This window comes from Desertibaculum subflavum (genome assembly GCA_003576705.1).
GTDB lineage: Bacteria > Pseudomonadota > Alphaproteobacteria > Ferrovibrionales > Ferrovibrionaceae > Desertibaculum > Desertibaculum subflavum.
Genome location: QOZS01000008.1, coordinates 1 through 15032, shown reverse-complemented (window position 1 = coordinate 15032; position 15032 = coordinate 1). Strand labels below are relative to the sequence as shown.

General features: G+C 64.3%; 17 protein-coding genes. 15 read left to right on the top strand and 2 right to left on the bottom strand.

Annotated elements, in window-relative coordinates; translation table 11 throughout:
* Positions 1-6: 6 nt before the first annotated feature.
* The 8 genes from DT074_RS05840 (at position 7) to DT074_RS05805 (ending at position 6238) form a co-directional block, all read left to right on the top strand.
* A complete protein-coding gene (locus DT074_RS05840) occupies positions 7-444 on the top strand; it encodes a MaoC family dehydratase (protein WP_119418887.1) in 438 nt (145 codons plus the stop codon).
* 110 nt (positions 445-554) lie between these two features.
* A complete protein-coding gene (locus DT074_RS05835) occupies positions 555-1751 on the top strand; it encodes an ABC transporter substrate-binding protein (protein ID WP_119418886.1) in 1197 nt (398 codons plus the stop codon).
* Positions 1752-1843: 92 nt separating this feature from the next.
* Positions 1844-2725, top strand: a complete 882-nt coding sequence (locus tag DT074_RS05830; RefSeq protein ID WP_119418885.1) for a branched-chain amino acid ABC transporter permease — start codon at positions 1844-1846, stop codon at positions 2723-2725.
* Positions 2722-3696 carry a branched-chain amino acid ABC transporter permease gene (locus tag DT074_RS05825; RefSeq protein ID WP_119418884.1) on the top strand — a complete coding sequence of 325 codons (975 nt, stop codon included), beginning with the start codon at positions 2722-2724 and terminating at the stop codon, positions 3694-3696. Before DT074_RS05830 ends, DT074_RS05825 begins: the two co-directional genes overlap by 4 nt.
* Positions 3689-4426: an ABC transporter ATP-binding protein gene (locus tag DT074_RS05820; RefSeq protein ID WP_119418883.1), complete on the top strand. Its 738-nt coding sequence runs from the start codon at positions 3689-3691 to the stop codon at positions 4424-4426. The genes DT074_RS05825 and DT074_RS05820 overlap by 8 nt, the downstream gene beginning before the upstream one ends.
* Entirely contained in the window at positions 4423-5130 is a 708-nt protein-coding gene (locus tag DT074_RS05815) for an ABC transporter ATP-binding protein (RefSeq protein ID WP_119418882.1), read from the top strand. Before DT074_RS05820 ends, DT074_RS05815 begins: the two co-directional genes overlap by 4 nt.
* An 11-nt stretch (positions 5131-5141) precedes the next feature.
* Positions 5142-5345 (top strand): tautomerase family protein, encoded by a 204-nt coding sequence (locus tag DT074_RS05810; protein WP_119418881.1) that lies wholly within the window; start codon positions 5142-5144, stop codon positions 5343-5345.
* A complete protein-coding gene (locus tag DT074_RS05805) occupies positions 5342-6238 on the top strand; it encodes an SMP-30/gluconolactonase/LRE family protein (protein ID WP_119418880.1) in 897 nt (298 codons plus the stop codon). Before DT074_RS05810 ends, DT074_RS05805 begins: the two co-directional genes overlap by 4 nt.
* A gap of 10 nt (positions 6239-6248) precedes the next feature.
* Here DT074_RS05805 and DT074_RS05800 read toward each other — a convergent pair whose 3' ends face one another.
* Positions 6249-7031, bottom strand: a complete 783-nt coding sequence (locus DT074_RS05800; RefSeq protein WP_119418879.1) for an adenylate/guanylate cyclase domain-containing protein — start codon at positions 7029-7031, stop codon at positions 6249-6251.
* 86 nt (positions 7032-7117) lie between these two features.
* Here DT074_RS05800 and DT074_RS05795 point away from each other — a divergent pair, with 86 nt between their 5' ends.
* From DT074_RS05795 to DT074_RS05765, 7 genes are all read left to right on the top strand, one after another.
* The gene (locus DT074_RS05795; RefSeq protein ID WP_119418878.1) at positions 7118-8098 is read left to right on the top strand and encodes an ABC transporter substrate-binding protein; all 981 of its coding nucleotides are present in this window, start codon (positions 7118-7120) and stop codon (positions 8096-8098) included.
* 168 nt (positions 8099-8266) lie between these two features.
* On the top strand, positions 8267-9487 hold the full coding sequence (locus tag DT074_RS05790) for an LLM class flavin-dependent oxidoreductase (RefSeq protein WP_119418877.1): 1221 nt from the start codon (positions 8267-8269) through the stop codon (positions 9485-9487).
* Entirely contained in the window at positions 9484-10269 is a 786-nt protein-coding gene (locus DT074_RS05785; RefSeq protein WP_119418876.1) for an alpha/beta fold hydrolase, read from the top strand. Before DT074_RS05790 ends, DT074_RS05785 begins: the two co-directional genes overlap by 4 nt.
* Positions 10270-10404: 135 nt before the next feature.
* Positions 10405-11232, top strand: coding sequence for a TIGR04255 family protein (locus tag DT074_RS05780; RefSeq protein ID WP_119418875.1), 828 nt, complete (start codon positions 10405-10407; stop codon positions 11230-11232).
* On the top strand, positions 11232-11849 hold the full coding sequence (locus tag DT074_RS05775; RefSeq protein WP_119418874.1) for a hypothetical protein: 618 nt from the start codon (positions 11232-11234) through the stop codon (positions 11847-11849). Before DT074_RS05780 ends, DT074_RS05775 begins: the two co-directional genes overlap by 1 nt.
* A 411-nt stretch (positions 11850-12260) precedes the next feature.
* Complete coding sequence (locus DT074_RS05770) at positions 12261-12536, top strand: type II toxin-antitoxin system Phd/YefM family antitoxin (protein WP_368744487.1); 276 nt, start codon at positions 12261-12263, stop codon at positions 12534-12536.
* The gene (locus DT074_RS05765) at positions 12533-12913 is read left to right on the top strand and encodes a type II toxin-antitoxin system VapC family toxin (protein WP_119418873.1); all 381 of its coding nucleotides are present in this window, start codon (positions 12533-12535) and stop codon (positions 12911-12913) included. Before DT074_RS05770 ends, DT074_RS05765 begins: the two co-directional genes overlap by 4 nt.
* Before the next feature lie 937 nt (positions 12914-13850).
* Here the strand turns inward: DT074_RS05765 and DT074_RS05760 are convergent.
* Complete coding sequence (locus DT074_RS05760; protein ID WP_162914657.1) at positions 13851-14672, bottom strand: SHOCT domain-containing protein; 822 nt, start codon at positions 14670-14672, stop codon at positions 13851-13853.
* Between the last annotated feature and the right edge of the window lie 360 nt (positions 14673-15032).

Genomic DNA, 15032 nt, shown 5'->3' with positions numbered 1-15032 from the left:
CGCGCCATGACCGATACCTTCGAGAATATCGAGATCGGCGCGACCGTCGGCGGCGCCCCATTCGCGGTGACGCGGCAGACCATTCGCGATTTCTGCGACGGCTCGCTCGACTACAACCCGCTGCATCTCGACGACGACTACATGAAGGGCAGCTTCGGCAAGACCCAGTTCGGCGGCGTGATCATGCACGGCATGACCAATTTCGGCCTGTTGACCCGGATGCTGACCGACTGGGCCTATCCGCGGGGCGCCGTGCAGCGGCGGCTCGAAACGCGCTGGCTGGCCCCCGTGCGCCCCGGCGACACCATCACGGCGAAGGGCCACGTCACCGCCAAGCGGAAGACGGAGAAGAGCCGCTGGCTGCTGATCGATGTCGAGATCCGCAATCAGCAGGGCCAGCAGATCGCGCGCGGCGAGGCGATGGTGGAATTTCCGCCGAGCTGAGGCCTGCCTGCGGACCAAGCAACATGCCGCCCATTCGGGCAGCCAGTTGACTTCTGCCGCGTCCCCGGTGTTTCCTATTTGCAATAAAGGAAACCAAGGGGAGGTTGACCATGCTACATCGCCGAATGCTGCTTGCCGTCGCGGGTATCGCGGCGCTGATCGCGCCGTGGGAGGCCGCGGCGCAGAAGACCATCAAGGTCGGCTATCCGATGATCCTCTCCGGCCCGGGCGCCTTGTTCGGCGAACCGGCGCTGAAGGGCGCGCAGATGTATGTCGATGAGATCAACGCCGCCGGCGGCGTGCTCGGCCGCAAGTTCGAGCTGATCCCGCGCGATACCAAGGGCAATGCCGACGAGGCGGTGCGCGTCTCGCGCGAGCTGATCCTGAAGGACAATGTCGATTTCCTGGTCGGCACGCTGACCTCGGCCGAAGGCCCGGCGGTCTCGACCATCGCGAAAGAGAACAAGATCGTCTTCATCGCGCCGATCCCGAAGACCGATCAGCTGACCGCCAAGGCGAACCTGCATCCCTATGTGTTCCGCTCCGCTTCCAACACCACGATCGAAGGCCGCACCGCGGCCGAGATCGTCGCCAAATGGGGCCTGAAGAAGATCGCCACCATCAGCCCCGACTATGCCTATGGGCAGGACGTGACCAAGGCCTTCGTCGAGCACCTGAAGAAGATCAAGCCGGATACCGAGATCGTCGACCAGCAATGGCCGAAGCTGGGCGAGGCCGACTACACGCCGTTCATCAACGCGCAGATGGCGAAGAAGCCGGATGCGGTGTTCTCCTCGCTCTGGGGCGGCCACTTCCTCACCTTCGCCAAGCAGGCCAAGCCGCTCGGCTACTTCGACGCGGTGAAGTACAACTTCATCGGCGCCGGTGAGGCGGCCTCGATCGAGAGCGCGCGCACCATGGGCGCCGACTATCCCGTCGGCATCTGGGGCAACAGTTACGACGTCAACAACTGGCCGGGCGGCCCGCCGGCGCACAAGACATATATCGACAAGCTCCGGACCTACACCAAGCAGGAGAACCCCTCCTCCTGGCCGGTCACCGGCTACGTCGCCATGCAGTTCCTGGCGGAAGCCATCAAGAAGGCTGGCAGCACCGACAGCGACAAGGTGGCCAAGGCGCTGACCGGGCTCAGCATCGACACGCCGATCGGCAAGCAGACCCTGCGCGAGAAGGACCACCAGGCCAATCGCGGCCAGTTCTGGGGCAAGACGGTGAACGACCCCAAGCTCGGCCACGCCACCATGCAGGAAGTGCTCTACATCGACCCCGCGCCGTTCATGGACTGAGCCCGATCGCGGCACCGGGTATCCATCACATGTTGCGCTACCTCGCGAGCCCTGCCGGCATCCCCGCCGGCAGGGTTTCAGGCTGATCAGCCTTGGAACCGTCGTTTCTGTTCGGACAGTTCCTCGGCGGGCTCACCGCGGCGATGTTCCTGTTCCTCATCGCCTCCGGCCTCTCGCTCATCTTCGGCGTGCTGCGCGTGCTCAATTTCGCGCATGGCTCGTTCTACATGCTGGGCGCCTATCTCGCGTTCCAGTTCGTGCAGTGGGTCGGGCCGCGCACTGAAGGCTTCTGGCTTGCCGCGCTCGGGGCGGCCTGCGGCATCGCCGTCCTGGGCGGCCTGGTGGAGCGCCTGCTGCTGCGCCACCTCTATGGCCGGGAGGAGCTCTACCAGCTGCTCTTCACCTATGCGCTGGTGCTGATCCTCGGCGACGTCGCCAAGATCACCTGGGGCACCGGACAGCTCTCGGTGTCGCGGCCGCCGAGCCTGGAGGGCAGCCTCAACCTGCTCGGCGTCATCGTGCCGCACTACAATCTCTTCATCATCCTGCTCGGCCCGACCATCGCCCTGATCTTCTGGTTCGTGCTGCAGCGCACCTCGGTCGGGCGCATCGTCCGCGCCGCGGCGCAGGACCGCGAGATGCTCAGCTCCCTCGGCGCTAATGTCGGGATGGTCTACACCGGCATGTTCATGGTCGGCTCGTTCCTGGCCGGCCTCGGCGGCGCGCTGGTGACGCCAACGCAGAGCATCGTGCCCGGCATGGACGTGGCCATCATCGTCGAGGCCTTCATCGTCGTGGTGATCGGCGGGCTCGGCTCGTTCTGGGGCACCTTCCTCGGCGCGCTGATCTTCGGCCAGGTGCTGTCCTTCGGCATCCTGATCTTCCCGCGCTTCTCGATCTTCGCCGTTTCCGCCCTGATGGCGGTGATCCTGATCGTGCGGCCCTGGGGCCTGCTCGGGCGGCCGCTCCGATGACTCGCCCGCTCATCAACCGCATCCCCTGGACCCTGATCGTCTTCCTGGTGCTGTTGCCGGTGCCGTTCCTCGGCTCGCGCTTCTACACCTTCGTCGCCACCGATATCGTCATCCTGTCGCTGTTCGCGACCTCGCTGAACCTGCTGCTCGGCACCACCGGCCTCGTCACCTTCGGCCACGCCGCCTATTTCAGCATCGGCGCCTATACGACGGCACTGCTGATGAAGAATCTTGGGTTCCCCTTCCTGCCGAGCTGGATTGCCGGCGGGCTGATGGCGGCCGGTTTCGCGCTGGTCTTCGGCTTCTTCTGCGTGCGGCTGACCAAGATCTACTTCGCCATGCTGACCTTGGCCTTCGCGCAGATCGTCTGGGCGATCTGCTTCAAGTGGAACGACGTCACCGGTGGCGAGCAGGGCCTGCCCAATGTCCCTTATCCCGGCCTCGACTGGATGGAGGTGCTGCCGCTGATCGGCGACCTCAGGGTCAGCGACAAGTTCTACTACGTGGCCCTGGCGCTGGTGGCGCTCTGCTACGCGGCGCTGCGACGGATCACCCTCTCGCCCTTCGGCCGCGTGCTGACGGTGATCCGCGACAATCCGGAGCGGGCCCAGTTCATCGGCGTCAACGTGCGTCTCTACGAGCTCGCCGCCTTCATGGTGTCCGGCGCCTTCGCCGGGCTCTCCGGCGCCCTGTTCGGCATCTTCAACCGCGGCGTCTTTCCCGACTTCGCCTTCTGGACCAAGTCGGCCGAGCCGCTGATCATGACCATCCTCGGCGGAATGGCGCATTTCTGGGGCCCGGCGGTCGGCGCCGCGGCGCTGATCCTCCTGAACCAACAGATCACCTCCTATACCGAATACTGGCCCTTCGTGCTGGGTGGCGTGCTGATCGTGCTGCTCTTCGTCTTTCCCGGCGGCATCGTCGGCACGCTGACGAAGCTGGGCCGCCGCATCGGGGGTCGCGATGCTTGAGGTCGAGGGCGTCAGCAAGCGGTTCGGCGGCTTCGTCGCCGTCGACGCAGTGTCGCTCACCGTCGCGAAGAAGCAGATCGCCGCGGTCATCGGCCCGAACGGCGCCGGCAAGTCGACTTTCTTCAACCTGATCACCGGTCATCTGCGGCCCGATGCCGGCCGCGTGGTTCTGGAAGGGCGCGACATCACGGCAGCGCCGCCGCACCGGATCTGCCGCATGGGCATGGGCCGGTCGTTCCAGCGCACCAACATTTTCCCGCAGCTGACCGTGTTCGAGAACGTGCAGGCGGCCTATATCGCCCATCGCGGCCGCGGCACGAATTTCTGGGCCAGCTCGGCCGCGCTGTACCGCGACGAGACGACGGCGCTGCTGCAGCAGGTCGGCCTCGCCGACAAGGCCAACGAGGCGGCCAGCGCGCTGAGCCACGGCAACCAGAAGCAGGTCGAGCTCGGCATCGCGCTGGCCTGCGATCCCGAGATCCTGCTGCTCGACGAGCCGACCGCCGGCATGTCGGCCGCCGAGACGCGGGACAGCATCAAGCTGCTGCAGCATCTCGCCGAGAAGTTCGGCCTGACGCTTCTGTTCACCGAGCACGACATGGAGGTGGTGTTCTCCATCGCCGAGAAGATCATGGTCCTGCACCAGGGCCGGGTGATCGCCGAAGGCACGCCCGACGAGGTGCAGCGCAATGCCGAGGTGCGCCGCATCTATCTCGGAGAGCGCAAATGAGCGCGCTGCTCGAAGTCCGCGACATCCACACGGCCTATGGCCAGTCGCGCGTGCTGTTCGGCATCTCCCTCGAAGTGGCGCCGCAGGAATGCGTCTGCCTGCTCGGCCGCAACGGCGTCGGCAAGACCACGACGATGCGTTCCATCATGGGGCTCACGCCGCCGAGCAGCGGGCGCGTCACCTGGAAAGGCAAGGAGATCACCGGCTGGGCGCCGCACCGGGTGGCGCGGGCCGGTATCGGCTTCGTGCCGGAGGACCGGCGCATCTTCGCCGAGCTGACCACCTGGGAGAATCTCGACGTCGCCCGCCAGGTCGCCGGCCGGCCCGGCGGATGGGACATCCCGGCGGTCTACCGGCTGTTTCCGAAGCTGGAGGAGCTGCGCGACCGGCCCGGCGGGTTCCTGTCCGGCGGCGAGCAGCAGATGCTGACCATCGCGCGCACCTTGCTCGGCAATCCCGAGCTTCTCCTCCTGGACGAGCCGTCCGAAGGCCTCGCGCCGCTGGTCGTCGAACAGCTCCTGGAACGCGTGCTGGAGCTGAAGCAGAAGGGCCTCACCATCCTGCTCGCCGAGCAGGGCGTCGAGTTCTCGCTCGCCGTGGCCGACCGGGTCTATGTTCTGGAAAAGGGCGAGGTGCGCTATTCCGGCAGCGCCGCGTCGCTGCGCGACGATGCCGCGCTCCGCCATCAGCTGCTCGCACTGTAAGGGAGGCAAGCATGCCGTTCGTCAACATCCGTATCCTGAAAGGCCACTCGCAAGCGCGGAAGGATGCGATCTCCAAGCGCGTGACCGACGCGATCTCGGAAGTGGCGGAGCTGCCGCGCGACGCCGTCTGGGTCGTGTTCGAGGATGTCGAGGCCGAGGACTGGTATGTCGGCGGCACCACCGTCGCCGCGCGCAAGAAGGCGCAAGGATCATGACCGGCGTCGAGATCCGCGACCGCCGCTTCACCGAGGTGGTCGGGCCGTCGGTCGGCTTCGAGAAGCTCGCCACCGGCTTCATCTTCACCGAAGGGCCGCTCTGGCACGGGCGCGACCACTACCTGCTGTTCAGCGACATGCCGGGCGACCATCTCCGGCAATGGAGCGCTGAGGGCGGCGTCAGCACGTTCCGCCAGCCCTGCAACAAGTCGAACGGCCTCACCTGGGACACCCGCGACCGGCTTCTGACCTGCGAACATGCGTCGAGCCGGGTGACCCGCACCGAGCCGGACGGCGCCATCACCGTCATCGCCAGCCACCACGACGGCAAGGAACTGAACAGCCCGAACGACATCGTGGTCAAGCACGACGATGCCGGCATCTACTTCACCGACCCGACCTATGGCCGCAAGCCGCATTTCGGCGTGCCGCGCGAGCAGGAGCTGAGTTTCCAGGGCGTCTACCGGATCGAGCCGGCGGGCGGCAAACTCACGCTCCTCGCCGACGATTTCGGCCAGCCGAACGGGCTCTGCTTCTCACTCGACGAGAAGCGGCTCTACGTGAACGACACCGACCGCCAGCACATCCGCGTCTTCGACGTCACGGCCGACGGCAAGCTGAAGGGCGGCCAGGTCTGGGCGGAGACGAAAGGCGCAGGCGCCGGCGCGCCGGACGGCATGAAGATCGACAGCGGCGGCAACATCTATTGCTGCGGCCCGGGCGGCATCCACGTCTTCGCGCCCGACGCCACCTGCCTCGGCGTGATCCAGGTGCCGGAATACACGGCGAATTTCTGCTTCGGCGACGACGACCTCAGGAGCCTCTACATCACCGCCTCCACCTCGCTCTACCGCATCCGGGTGCACCAGCCCGGCACGCCGCAATGGCGGTGAGCCCGGGCGGTCACGAGCGTCGTCGCGCGCCGAACAGGCGGTGCTTGGTCCAGGCGAGCGCCGCCGCGGTGCCGATGCCGAGCAAGGGCCACTTGGCCCAGAAGGTGCCGCTCCAGGTGAAGACATTGACGACGACCACAATCACCGCGGCGAAGCCGAGCGGCAGGAGCACGGCGTAGAGGCTGCGCTCGCGCCGCGCCAGCCAGAGCGGCATCGACCGGTCCGGCATCGGCCGGTCCGGCAGGGGCGCCCGCGCCGGGCTCGGCTCGGCATCCCCGATGCGCACGGCATAGCTCGGCACACCTTCGGAGATGTTCTTCACCGCGAGATTGCCGAGGAAGTCGAAGCCGACGGTCATCTTGCCCCGCACCTGGTCGTGCACCGTGCTGGAGATCACGATGCCGCCGGCCGGCGCCTCGGCCTGCAGCCGGGCGGCGATGTTGACGCCGTCGCCCAGGATGTCGCTGCCGTCGACGATGACGTCGCCGAGATTGATGCCGATGCGGAACAGCATGCGCCGATCGGTGCCGCGGCCGGCATTGTGCTGCGCCAGCTCGGTCTGGATGTCGATGGCGGCGCGCACCGCCTCGACCACGCTGGCGAATTCGGCGATCAGCGCGTCGCCCCAGGTGTTGATCACCCGCCCCGCATGCGCCTCGATCAGCCGCGCCATGGCGGCGCGCGCCTGTTTGAGCGCGGTGAGCGTGCCCTCCTCGTCCAGCTCCATCAGGCGCGAATAGCCCTCGACATCGGCCGAGAGGATGGTGGTGAGCTTGCGCTGGGGCGAGGACATGCGTGGCTTCTAGCCTTGCTTGACGCTAACGGCAACCGCGTGACACGCTCCGCCCCAAGGGATTTCAGACCCGGGGGATTACGCTCATGTTGCGCTTCTGCCTCGCCGCCGCGTTGCTGATCGGCGCCGCCGGCCCAACTCTCGCCGCCGACAAGGTCACCTTCGGCACCAACTGGAAGGCGCAGGCCGAGCATGGCGGCTTCTACCAGGCGATCGCCACCGGCATCTATGCCAGACACGGCCTGGAGGTGACGCTCCGCCCCGGCGGGCCGCAGGTGAACCACTCCCAGCTGCTCGCCGCCGGCCGCATCGACTTCAACATGGGCGGCAACCTGTTCAACTCCTACAACTACGTCACGGCGAAGATCCCGGTCGTCACCGTGGCGGCAATGTTCCAGAAGGACCCGCAGGTGCTGATCTCGCACCCGGGCGTCGGCAACGACAGCCTCGCGGCCCTCAAGGGCAAGCCGATCATGATCGCCAATGACGGCCGCGCCTCGTTCTGGCTCTGGCTGAAGCAGAAATACGGCTACAGCGACGACCAGCTGCGCCCCTACACCTTCAATCCCGCGCCCTTCCTCGCCGACAAAAACGCGACGCAGCAGGGCTACGCGACGAGCGAGCCGTTCAGCATCATGAAGGCCGGCGTCAAGCCGGTCGTGCACCTGCTCGCCGACAATGGCTTCGAGACCTACTCGACGCTGATCGAGACCCAGGCCAAGACGATCAAGGAGCGTCCGGATGTGGTGCAACGTTTCGTCGATGCCTCGATCCTCGGCTGGCACAGCTATATCAACGGCGATCCGGGCCCCGCGAACGCGCTGATCAAAAAAGACAACCCGGAGATGACCGACGAGCTGATCGCCTTCTCGCTGAAGACCATGAAGGAAATGGGCCTGGTCGATTCCGGCGAGTCGAAGCAGAACGGCATCGGCGCCATGAACGAGGCGCGCTGGCAGCGCTTCGCCGATTTCGCCGTCTCGGTCGGCATCTACCCCGCCGGCTTCGACTGGAAGAGCGCCTTCACCACGCAGTTCGTGAACAAGAAGGTGGGGATGGCGAAGTAAGGGCCGCAGATCAATCCCCTCAACGTCATGGCCGGGCTTGTCCCGGCCATCCACGCCTTAGGGCAGCGCGGTGGAGAGCCGTGGATGCCCGGGACAAGCCCGGGCATGACGAAGATGCGATGATACCAACGAGACGCGCCACGCCAATGGGCGCGCGGGAGGAAACCGATGAAGTTCACCTGGTTCAACCTGATGCCCTGGCCGTATCTGCCGGACGATTTCAGGGAACAGCACCGCTCGGTCTGGGTCGACCTGCCGAACCGGATCTATGACCCGGTCAAGGGCACCGAGGTCTACCGCACCTATCTCGAGCAGCTCGAATATGCCGAGGAGCTCGGCTTCGACGGCCTCGGCGTCAACGAGCACCACGCCAATGCCTATGGCCTGATGCCCTCCCCCAACATCATGGCCGCCTCGCTCGCCCGCACCACCTCGAAGGCGGCGCTGGTGGTGCTCGGCGATTCCATCGCCCTCTACAACCCGCCGATCCGCGTGGCCGAGGAATTCGCCATGCTGGACGTGCTGTCCGGCGGGCGGCTGGTCGCCGGCTTCCCGGTCGGCACCTCGATGGACACCAACTACGCCTACGGCACCATCCCCGCGCTGACCCGCGAGAAATATGCCGAGGCGCATGAGCTGATCCGCCGCGCCTGGGCGGCGCGCGAGCCGTTCCCGTTCAACGGCCGCTACACCAAGATCCGCTACGTCAATTGCTGGCCGCGGCCGATCCAGAACCCGCCGCCGATCTTCATCCCCGGCGGCGGTTCGCTCGAGACCTACGATTTCTGCCTCGAGAACGACTACGTCTACTGCTACCTCAGCTATTCCGGCTACAAGCGCGCCGAGCAGCTGATGAAGGGCTATTGGGACCGCGTCGCCAAGTCGGGCAAGGACGCCAGCCCCTATCGCGGCGGCTTCGCCCAGGTGATCTGCGTCGCCGATACCGACGCGGAGGCCGAGCAGCTCTACAAGAGCCACGTGCACTATTTCTATAACCGCTGCCTGCACGTCTATCCGGGCTTCGCCGACGCGCCGGGCTACCGCACCATCAAGACCCTGCAGGCCAACGCGGTGTCGCAGCTGACCCAGGCCAACCTGCGCAACTACCCGACCCTCACCTGGAAGGACCTGGTCGACCAGGGCTATGTCATCGCCGGCTCGCCCGACACGGTGCACGACCGCATGGTGGACCTGATCACCTCGCTCCGGGTCGGCAACGTGTTCTGCCTGTTCCAGGTCGGCGACATGCCGGACGACAAGGTGCGGCATTCCAGCAAGCTGTTCGCCGAGAAGGTGATGCCGCGGCTGAACCAGCTCTGGCCCGAATACAAGGACGACCAGCGCTTCTGGCTCCGGCCGGCGCCGGCGCGCGCGGAGGCGGCGGAATGATCACCTCGCGCATGATCGATGTCGCCCAGGGCCGCGCGCAAGTGCGCGTCTACGAAGGCGGCGAAGGCACGCCCCTCCTCTACCTGCACGGCGCCGGCGGCCTGTTCCCCGACGACCCCTTCGTCGCCGCGCTGGCGAAGCACTACCGCGTCTACGCGCCCCTCCTGCCGGGCTACGGCGACAGCGAAGGCGCCGAGCGCCTGCGCGACATGCTCGACGTCACCTTGCACTGCTACGACGTGATGGACGCGCTGAAGCTATCGAAGCCGCTGGTCATGGGCCATTCCATGGGCGGCATGATCGCGGCCGAGATGGCGGCGGTGGCGCCGAACGAGATCGAGCGCATGGCGCTGATCTGCCCGGCCGGGCTCTGGCTCGATGCCGCGCCGATCCCCGACATCTTCGCCATGGTGCCGTCGGAATTCCCCGGCTACCTGTTCTACGACACCGCGTTCGGCGTGCAACTGATGACCGCCGGCCAGGACATGAACAACCTGGATTTCCTGGTGCAGTTCCTGGTGATGAACGCCAAGCGCTTCGGCATGGCCGGCAAGCTCCTGTTCCCGATCCCCGATCGCGGCCTGTCGGACCGCATCCACCGCATCAAGGCGCGCACGCTGCTGATCTGGGGCGAGCACGACAAGCTGATCCCGCCGGTCTACGGCCCGGCCTTCCAGGCGAAGATCGCCGGCGCGCGGCTCGAGACGATCAAGGGCGCGGGGCACATGGTGAACTACGAGAAGCCGGAGGCGGTGATCGCGGCGTTGAAGGGGTTGAATTGAGCAATAACCCTTCTCCTGCTGTGGAGTGGGACGCCGCAGCTTGCGGCGAATCAGCAAAGCTGTTACCCCACTCCGCGTCAAAAAAATGTTGCTGCAGCGAGTCTAGGGTGAGCCCGAAGCAATTGACGCTCCCACATGCCTGAGCTCCCACGACCGCTACCCCAATTCGATCGGCCGCCGGTCACCGAGGTGGCTATCTCTGTAGCCTTCGCAAGACTCCCGAGGTGGCGCAACCCGCATGCTGGGCTTTTCTGGAGTCGGGTCGCCGACGAATATCCAGATACAGAGACCAAGCCGCCGATCGAAAACATCATGGAGAGATTCGGCGACGACATGTGGTTCAGGGAAGCAGGCCCCCGGAGCGAACCGACCGACTCGGACGAAAGCCGCGCGTGGTTTCTCGCCCGTCCCGACAACTATCTCATACAGGTGCAGAGCGATCGCTTTGTGGTCAACTGGCGAAAGCGGAATCCACAGAACGTCTATCCCCGCTACACAGCGGAGATGCGACCGCGTTTTTTGCGGGAATGGGGTCGGTTCAAGGGTTTTGTTGCTGAGCAGGGGCTTGGAGCGCTCGACTTGCAACAATGCGAAGTGACCTACGTGAACGACATCCTTCGGGGCGATGGTTGGAACACGTTCGCCGAATCACTCAGTTTGTTCAGCCCCTGGTGGGGCAGCGGCACAGATAACTTCCTTCCGTTGCCGGGTTCGCTTTCGCTCAATGGATGGTTCGAGATCCCAGAACAACGCGGACGACTTCGATTTACGGCTCGGCATGTACGCCGTGGTTCGGACCAGCAGGAAATCGTTCAGCTACAACTGGTTGCCCGCGGTAAACCTCAAACTAACGATGACGACGGCATGATGCAGTTTCTCGACCTGGGTCGCGAATGGATCGTACGAGGTTTCGCAGATCTCACTTCAACGACGGCTCATCAGCATTGGGGACGCACGCGCTAATGGACACGAACATCGCCACGCTTTCGTACTTTCCTCCGGCGATTGTCGAGTCGCTGAGCAAGGACGATGTGTCCTATGTGTCATTGTTCGATCCAGGGATGCTGCGCGAGACGCTCCGCCCGAAAGCCATTCTGGAGTTCACGGCAATAGTGGAGGACTCGACCCTTCCTTATTCAGATGCCGACCGCGACCCAGCTTTCATCGGCTTCTTTGAGAAGTTGGATAGCTTTGGCAACGTTGAGACTTGGGACAAAGACTTTGAGCGCCCTTCCGATTCAGCGTTGACATGGGGCCGCGCCATACTTCAACAACTAGAGCGGGATGGATTCGTGCCGAGTCGCGTGGCGGCGTCGGCCGAAGGCGGAATAGCAATCTGCTTCGTCGATGGTGATCGGTACAGCGATCTCGAATGCCTTAATGATGGCACGATGCTGGGCGTCACGACAAACAGACGCGATCGCCCGACTGTGTGGGAAGTGGAACAGAGCTCGGGCGGCATTGCGCGGGCAACTGCTCGGATTCGCGAATTCGTCAACGCATTCTCGACCCAGACGAATGCAAAGACGGGGGCGGCCGGAGGATCAGCGCTTCCGATTGTGGCACCGACTATATCTTAGGTGCACGGCTGATGAGATCGACACGCACGCGAATCGGCTCTTTCCAGACTCGATCAGATATCAAAACACCTCCGTAAACTGGTCAAAGTTCGGGCCGCCTTGGGATGTCATTTTCGACAATCCCGAGTGTGGGATAGTTCAGTTCCTGGTCACCCAGCTCCCCTCGGAGCTTCCTAAGGAAGGAACGCAACCCGATTTCAAACTGCAGTCCTTCCGGCCTCATCATGTTCCCGAGGAAGAGAACTACGCGCACTCTGAACTGTGGACATATCGGGGTGACGAGCGCATACCGCGCGGAACGTCGCACAAGCTGGTCAAGAAGGAGTTTCGAACGCTGATGAGCGATCGAGGCTTTATTATCCTCAGGCCGCAGGTGGACCGTGCGACCCGATCCGATTTTGAGTCGACGCGATAAGTCAACTTCGGGAGCGCCCAACGCTTCACGCTGGACCGTCGCGGACGCCAAGGCGCGGTTTCAGCGAACTGCTCGATCGGGCACGCTCGAAAGGACCGCAGACCATCACCAAGCACGGTCGAACGGCGGCCGTCGTCGTGTCGGCCGAGGAATGGGAGCGGAAGTCGAAGCGGACCGGCAACCTGGCGGAGTTCTTCGCCGGCTCGCCGCTCCGCGATGCGGGCATCGAGGTCAAGCGCCGGAAAGATCGCCCGCGCAAGGCGAGCTTGTGAGCTTCCTGCTCGACACCAGTGTCGTCTCCGAGTGGGCGAAGCCGAGACCCGGCCTGGGCGTCATCGCCTGGCTCGCCGAGTTCCTACTCGGCATCAAGCGGCCGGCCGACGGCCAGCGGCGCCGCCGGCTCGATGCCTGGCTGCGCGACGAGGTGCCGCTCCGCTTCGAGGGCCGCGTGCTGCCGGTGGACCCGGCCGTCGCCAATCGCTGGGGCGAGGTGGTGGCGCACCGCGAGGCGGCGGGCCGGCCGATCGCCATCATGGACGCGTTCATCGCCGCCACCGCTAACGTCCATCAGCTGAAGCTCGTCACCCGCAACGCGGCCGATTTCAAATCCGCGGTGAAGAAGATCCTTAATCCGTGGACGGGATCGTGACGCCCTACGTTCGGGCCATTTCTGCCGCACGTTGATTTTCGCGAACCCTGGATGCTTACTGAATTAGGCGTGCTAGGCCGGTTGGGGGGATCATGAGAACCAAGCGCACTGAAGTGCGGCGCCATTTTTGGCGATGGACACTCGTTTCACTGATCGGGCTAGCAGGATGCGCAACCAAGTCCGGCGCAATCCAAACGTTTTCTGTACCGCTGTATCCCACCCGTCCAGACACGAGGGGAATGGAGCCCGTGAGCTTTGCGAAGGATGCTCCAGGGTGCCAGTTCGTGCGATATCACACAGGCAAAGGAAAGTACGCCGCCGTGCCGAAGCCGGATGGTGTCACCCAGGCCTTCCAATCCTCTTTCGATGGTCGTGCCGAGTATGGGGAAGCGCTCCAATGCTACTGCTACTCTTCTGAGAAGCCTGAGACTTTCACGCACGGAACGCACCGCATGCATGCGCTTTCCCAAATGCGCGAGTACACGGCAGGGGAAATGAAGATCAAGCGGGATACCTACTTCAAGACGGATGCTGGTGCTCGGTATGAGTTCGAGGGCGAGCTCCCATATGCCGGAAAGGTCATGAGCTTTTATGCTGCGCGTAGCATGAGCGGCGGATGCTCAGTCGGAAACGTCGCCATTTGGGATCCGAGGAACGAGGCCGCCGCAGCACAGGCGTTTCGTTTCATTGCTGCGAACTCAGATTGGCCTCAGGGGGCTGCGCCCGCGAGCCAACAGTCGACGCGTGGAGATGCTGAGGCAAGACTGCGTCTACTTGAGAAACTCCGGTCCGATGGGCTTGTGACAGAGTCCGAGTACCAAACGAAGCGTGCTGAAATCCTCCGAGGTCTGTAGCGGTAGGCTTTGATAGTCGGCTTCTGGGACCTCGTGGACGCGACATTGCCCCGCACAGTTATTTGCTCGCCGCATAGGAGTGACTAAATGCGGCCAAGAATCTCGCGCCGCTTCTGATCGTACTCCTCCTTGGTGATTAGGCCCTTGTCGTGAAGCGTCTTCAGCACGCTCAGGTCGCTTTCGATGGCGGCCGGACCGCGATCTGGCGCTGGCGCCGGGGGCTGAGTTGTCGCCGCAGGGCTGACGGGCGCGGCAGGTGCTGATGGCGACGCGGTGGTCGGTGCTTGCGGCTTCGGCGAGGCAGCAGTGGTCGCGCCGCCGCTCGACTTGAAGGCGACGATGCTGCCGCCCATTGCGCTCTGCCCGTCCTTGGCCGGGCCGATGCGGATGGCGGAGAGGAACTCGCGGAGCCGCTCATCCGGCTTCGCTATCGCCTGGCCGTCGCAGAAATGGCCTTGTAGCAGCATCCGCCACCCGCTCGACATGCCCCAACCATCCGGCTTGTTGCCCCCGGTGCCATGGTCGAAGCCGACGCACTGAAGGCCGTTCCATCTGAACGTCATATAACCCGTGCTGCCGAAACCCTGGTACGCACTCCATCCATCGGTAGCCGACTTCAGCACCGCACCGGCCAGCGAGCGGATGATCTCCGCCGACTGGGCAGTGCTGTAGTTCTGATAGATGGCGCCGCCTTCGGCCACCTGGAGCCGGGCTAGAAAGCGGAAACTGCTTCCCTGCGTACCGCTGATGACGAACATGCGAACGCTCGCGCCACCGGAGCCGCTGGATGGGGTCGCGAAGCATTTGTAGGCGTCGGTGAAGTAAAGGAGCGATTCCGCGCAGTCGATGGGCTCGGCCTTGTTCTGCGCCTGCGCCGGCATAGCGAGCAAGGCGGCTGCCATCATGCCAATGGCTGCGACTGAAGCGGTACGCATTACCAATCCCCCTAAGAGGCAACGCGTTGATCGGACTGCGAAGCATAGGCCGGGATCGAGGTTCTGCCAGCGTCCAATATGGTTACTGGGCCAGGCGCATGCTGCGCTCCGGGTCATGCGTCCTCTTAATTAGACACGAGCGCCCAATAGATTATATATTTGTACTATAAGCAATATTATGGTATCATGAGGAAATTTCGCGAGCTTGAGCCCGCTAGAGCGGTTCACGGCTTTGTTGAATCGGCGGGGATTCCGGTTTTGGTCGATTTGTGATTCAAGATGCTGGCTGGAGCTGGAGGCCAGCATCGATGGCGCGACCTCTATCCAATG

Coding starts and splice junctions, on each gene's coding strand:
- DT074_RS05840 (WP_119418887.1), top strand. CDS start 7: ATGACCGATACCTTCGAGAATATCGAGATCGGCGCGACCGTCGGCGGC.
- DT074_RS05800 (WP_119418879.1), bottom strand. CDS start 7,031: ATGTCCTCGCCCCAGCGCAAGCTCACCACCATCCTCTCGGCCGATGTC.
- DT074_RS05815 (WP_119418882.1), top strand. CDS start 4,423: ATGAGCGCGCTGCTCGAAGTCCGCGACATCCACACGGCCTATGGCCAG.
- DT074_RS05775 (WP_119418874.1), top strand. CDS start 11,232: ATGGACACGAACATCGCCACGCTTTCGTACTTTCCTCCGGCGATTGTC.
- DT074_RS05785 (WP_119418876.1), top strand. CDS start 9,484: ATGATCACCTCGCGCATGATCGATGTCGCCCAGGGCCGCGCGCAAGTG.
- DT074_RS05760 (WP_162914657.1), bottom strand. CDS start 14,672: ATGATGGCAGCCGCCTTGCTCGCTATGCCGGCGCAGGCGCAGAACAAG.
- DT074_RS05825 (WP_119418884.1), top strand. CDS start 2,722: ATGACTCGCCCGCTCATCAACCGCATCCCCTGGACCCTGATCGTCTTC.
- DT074_RS05795 (WP_119418878.1), top strand. CDS start 7,118: ATGTTGCGCTTCTGCCTCGCCGCCGCGTTGCTGATCGGCGCCGCCGGC.
- DT074_RS05835 (WP_119418886.1), top strand. CDS start 555: ATGCTACATCGCCGAATGCTGCTTGCCGTCGCGGGTATCGCGGCGCTG.
- DT074_RS05780 (WP_119418875.1), top strand. CDS start 10,405: ATGCCTGAGCTCCCACGACCGCTACCCCAATTCGATCGGCCGCCGGTC.
- DT074_RS05805 (WP_119418880.1), top strand. CDS start 5,342: ATGACCGGCGTCGAGATCCGCGACCGCCGCTTCACCGAGGTGGTCGGG.
- DT074_RS05820 (WP_119418883.1), top strand. CDS start 3,689: ATGCTTGAGGTCGAGGGCGTCAGCAAGCGGTTCGGCGGCTTCGTCGCC.
- DT074_RS05810 (WP_119418881.1), top strand. CDS start 5,142: ATGCCGTTCGTCAACATCCGTATCCTGAAAGGCCACTCGCAAGCGCGG.
- DT074_RS05790 (WP_119418877.1), top strand. CDS start 8,267: ATGAAGTTCACCTGGTTCAACCTGATGCCCTGGCCGTATCTGCCGGAC.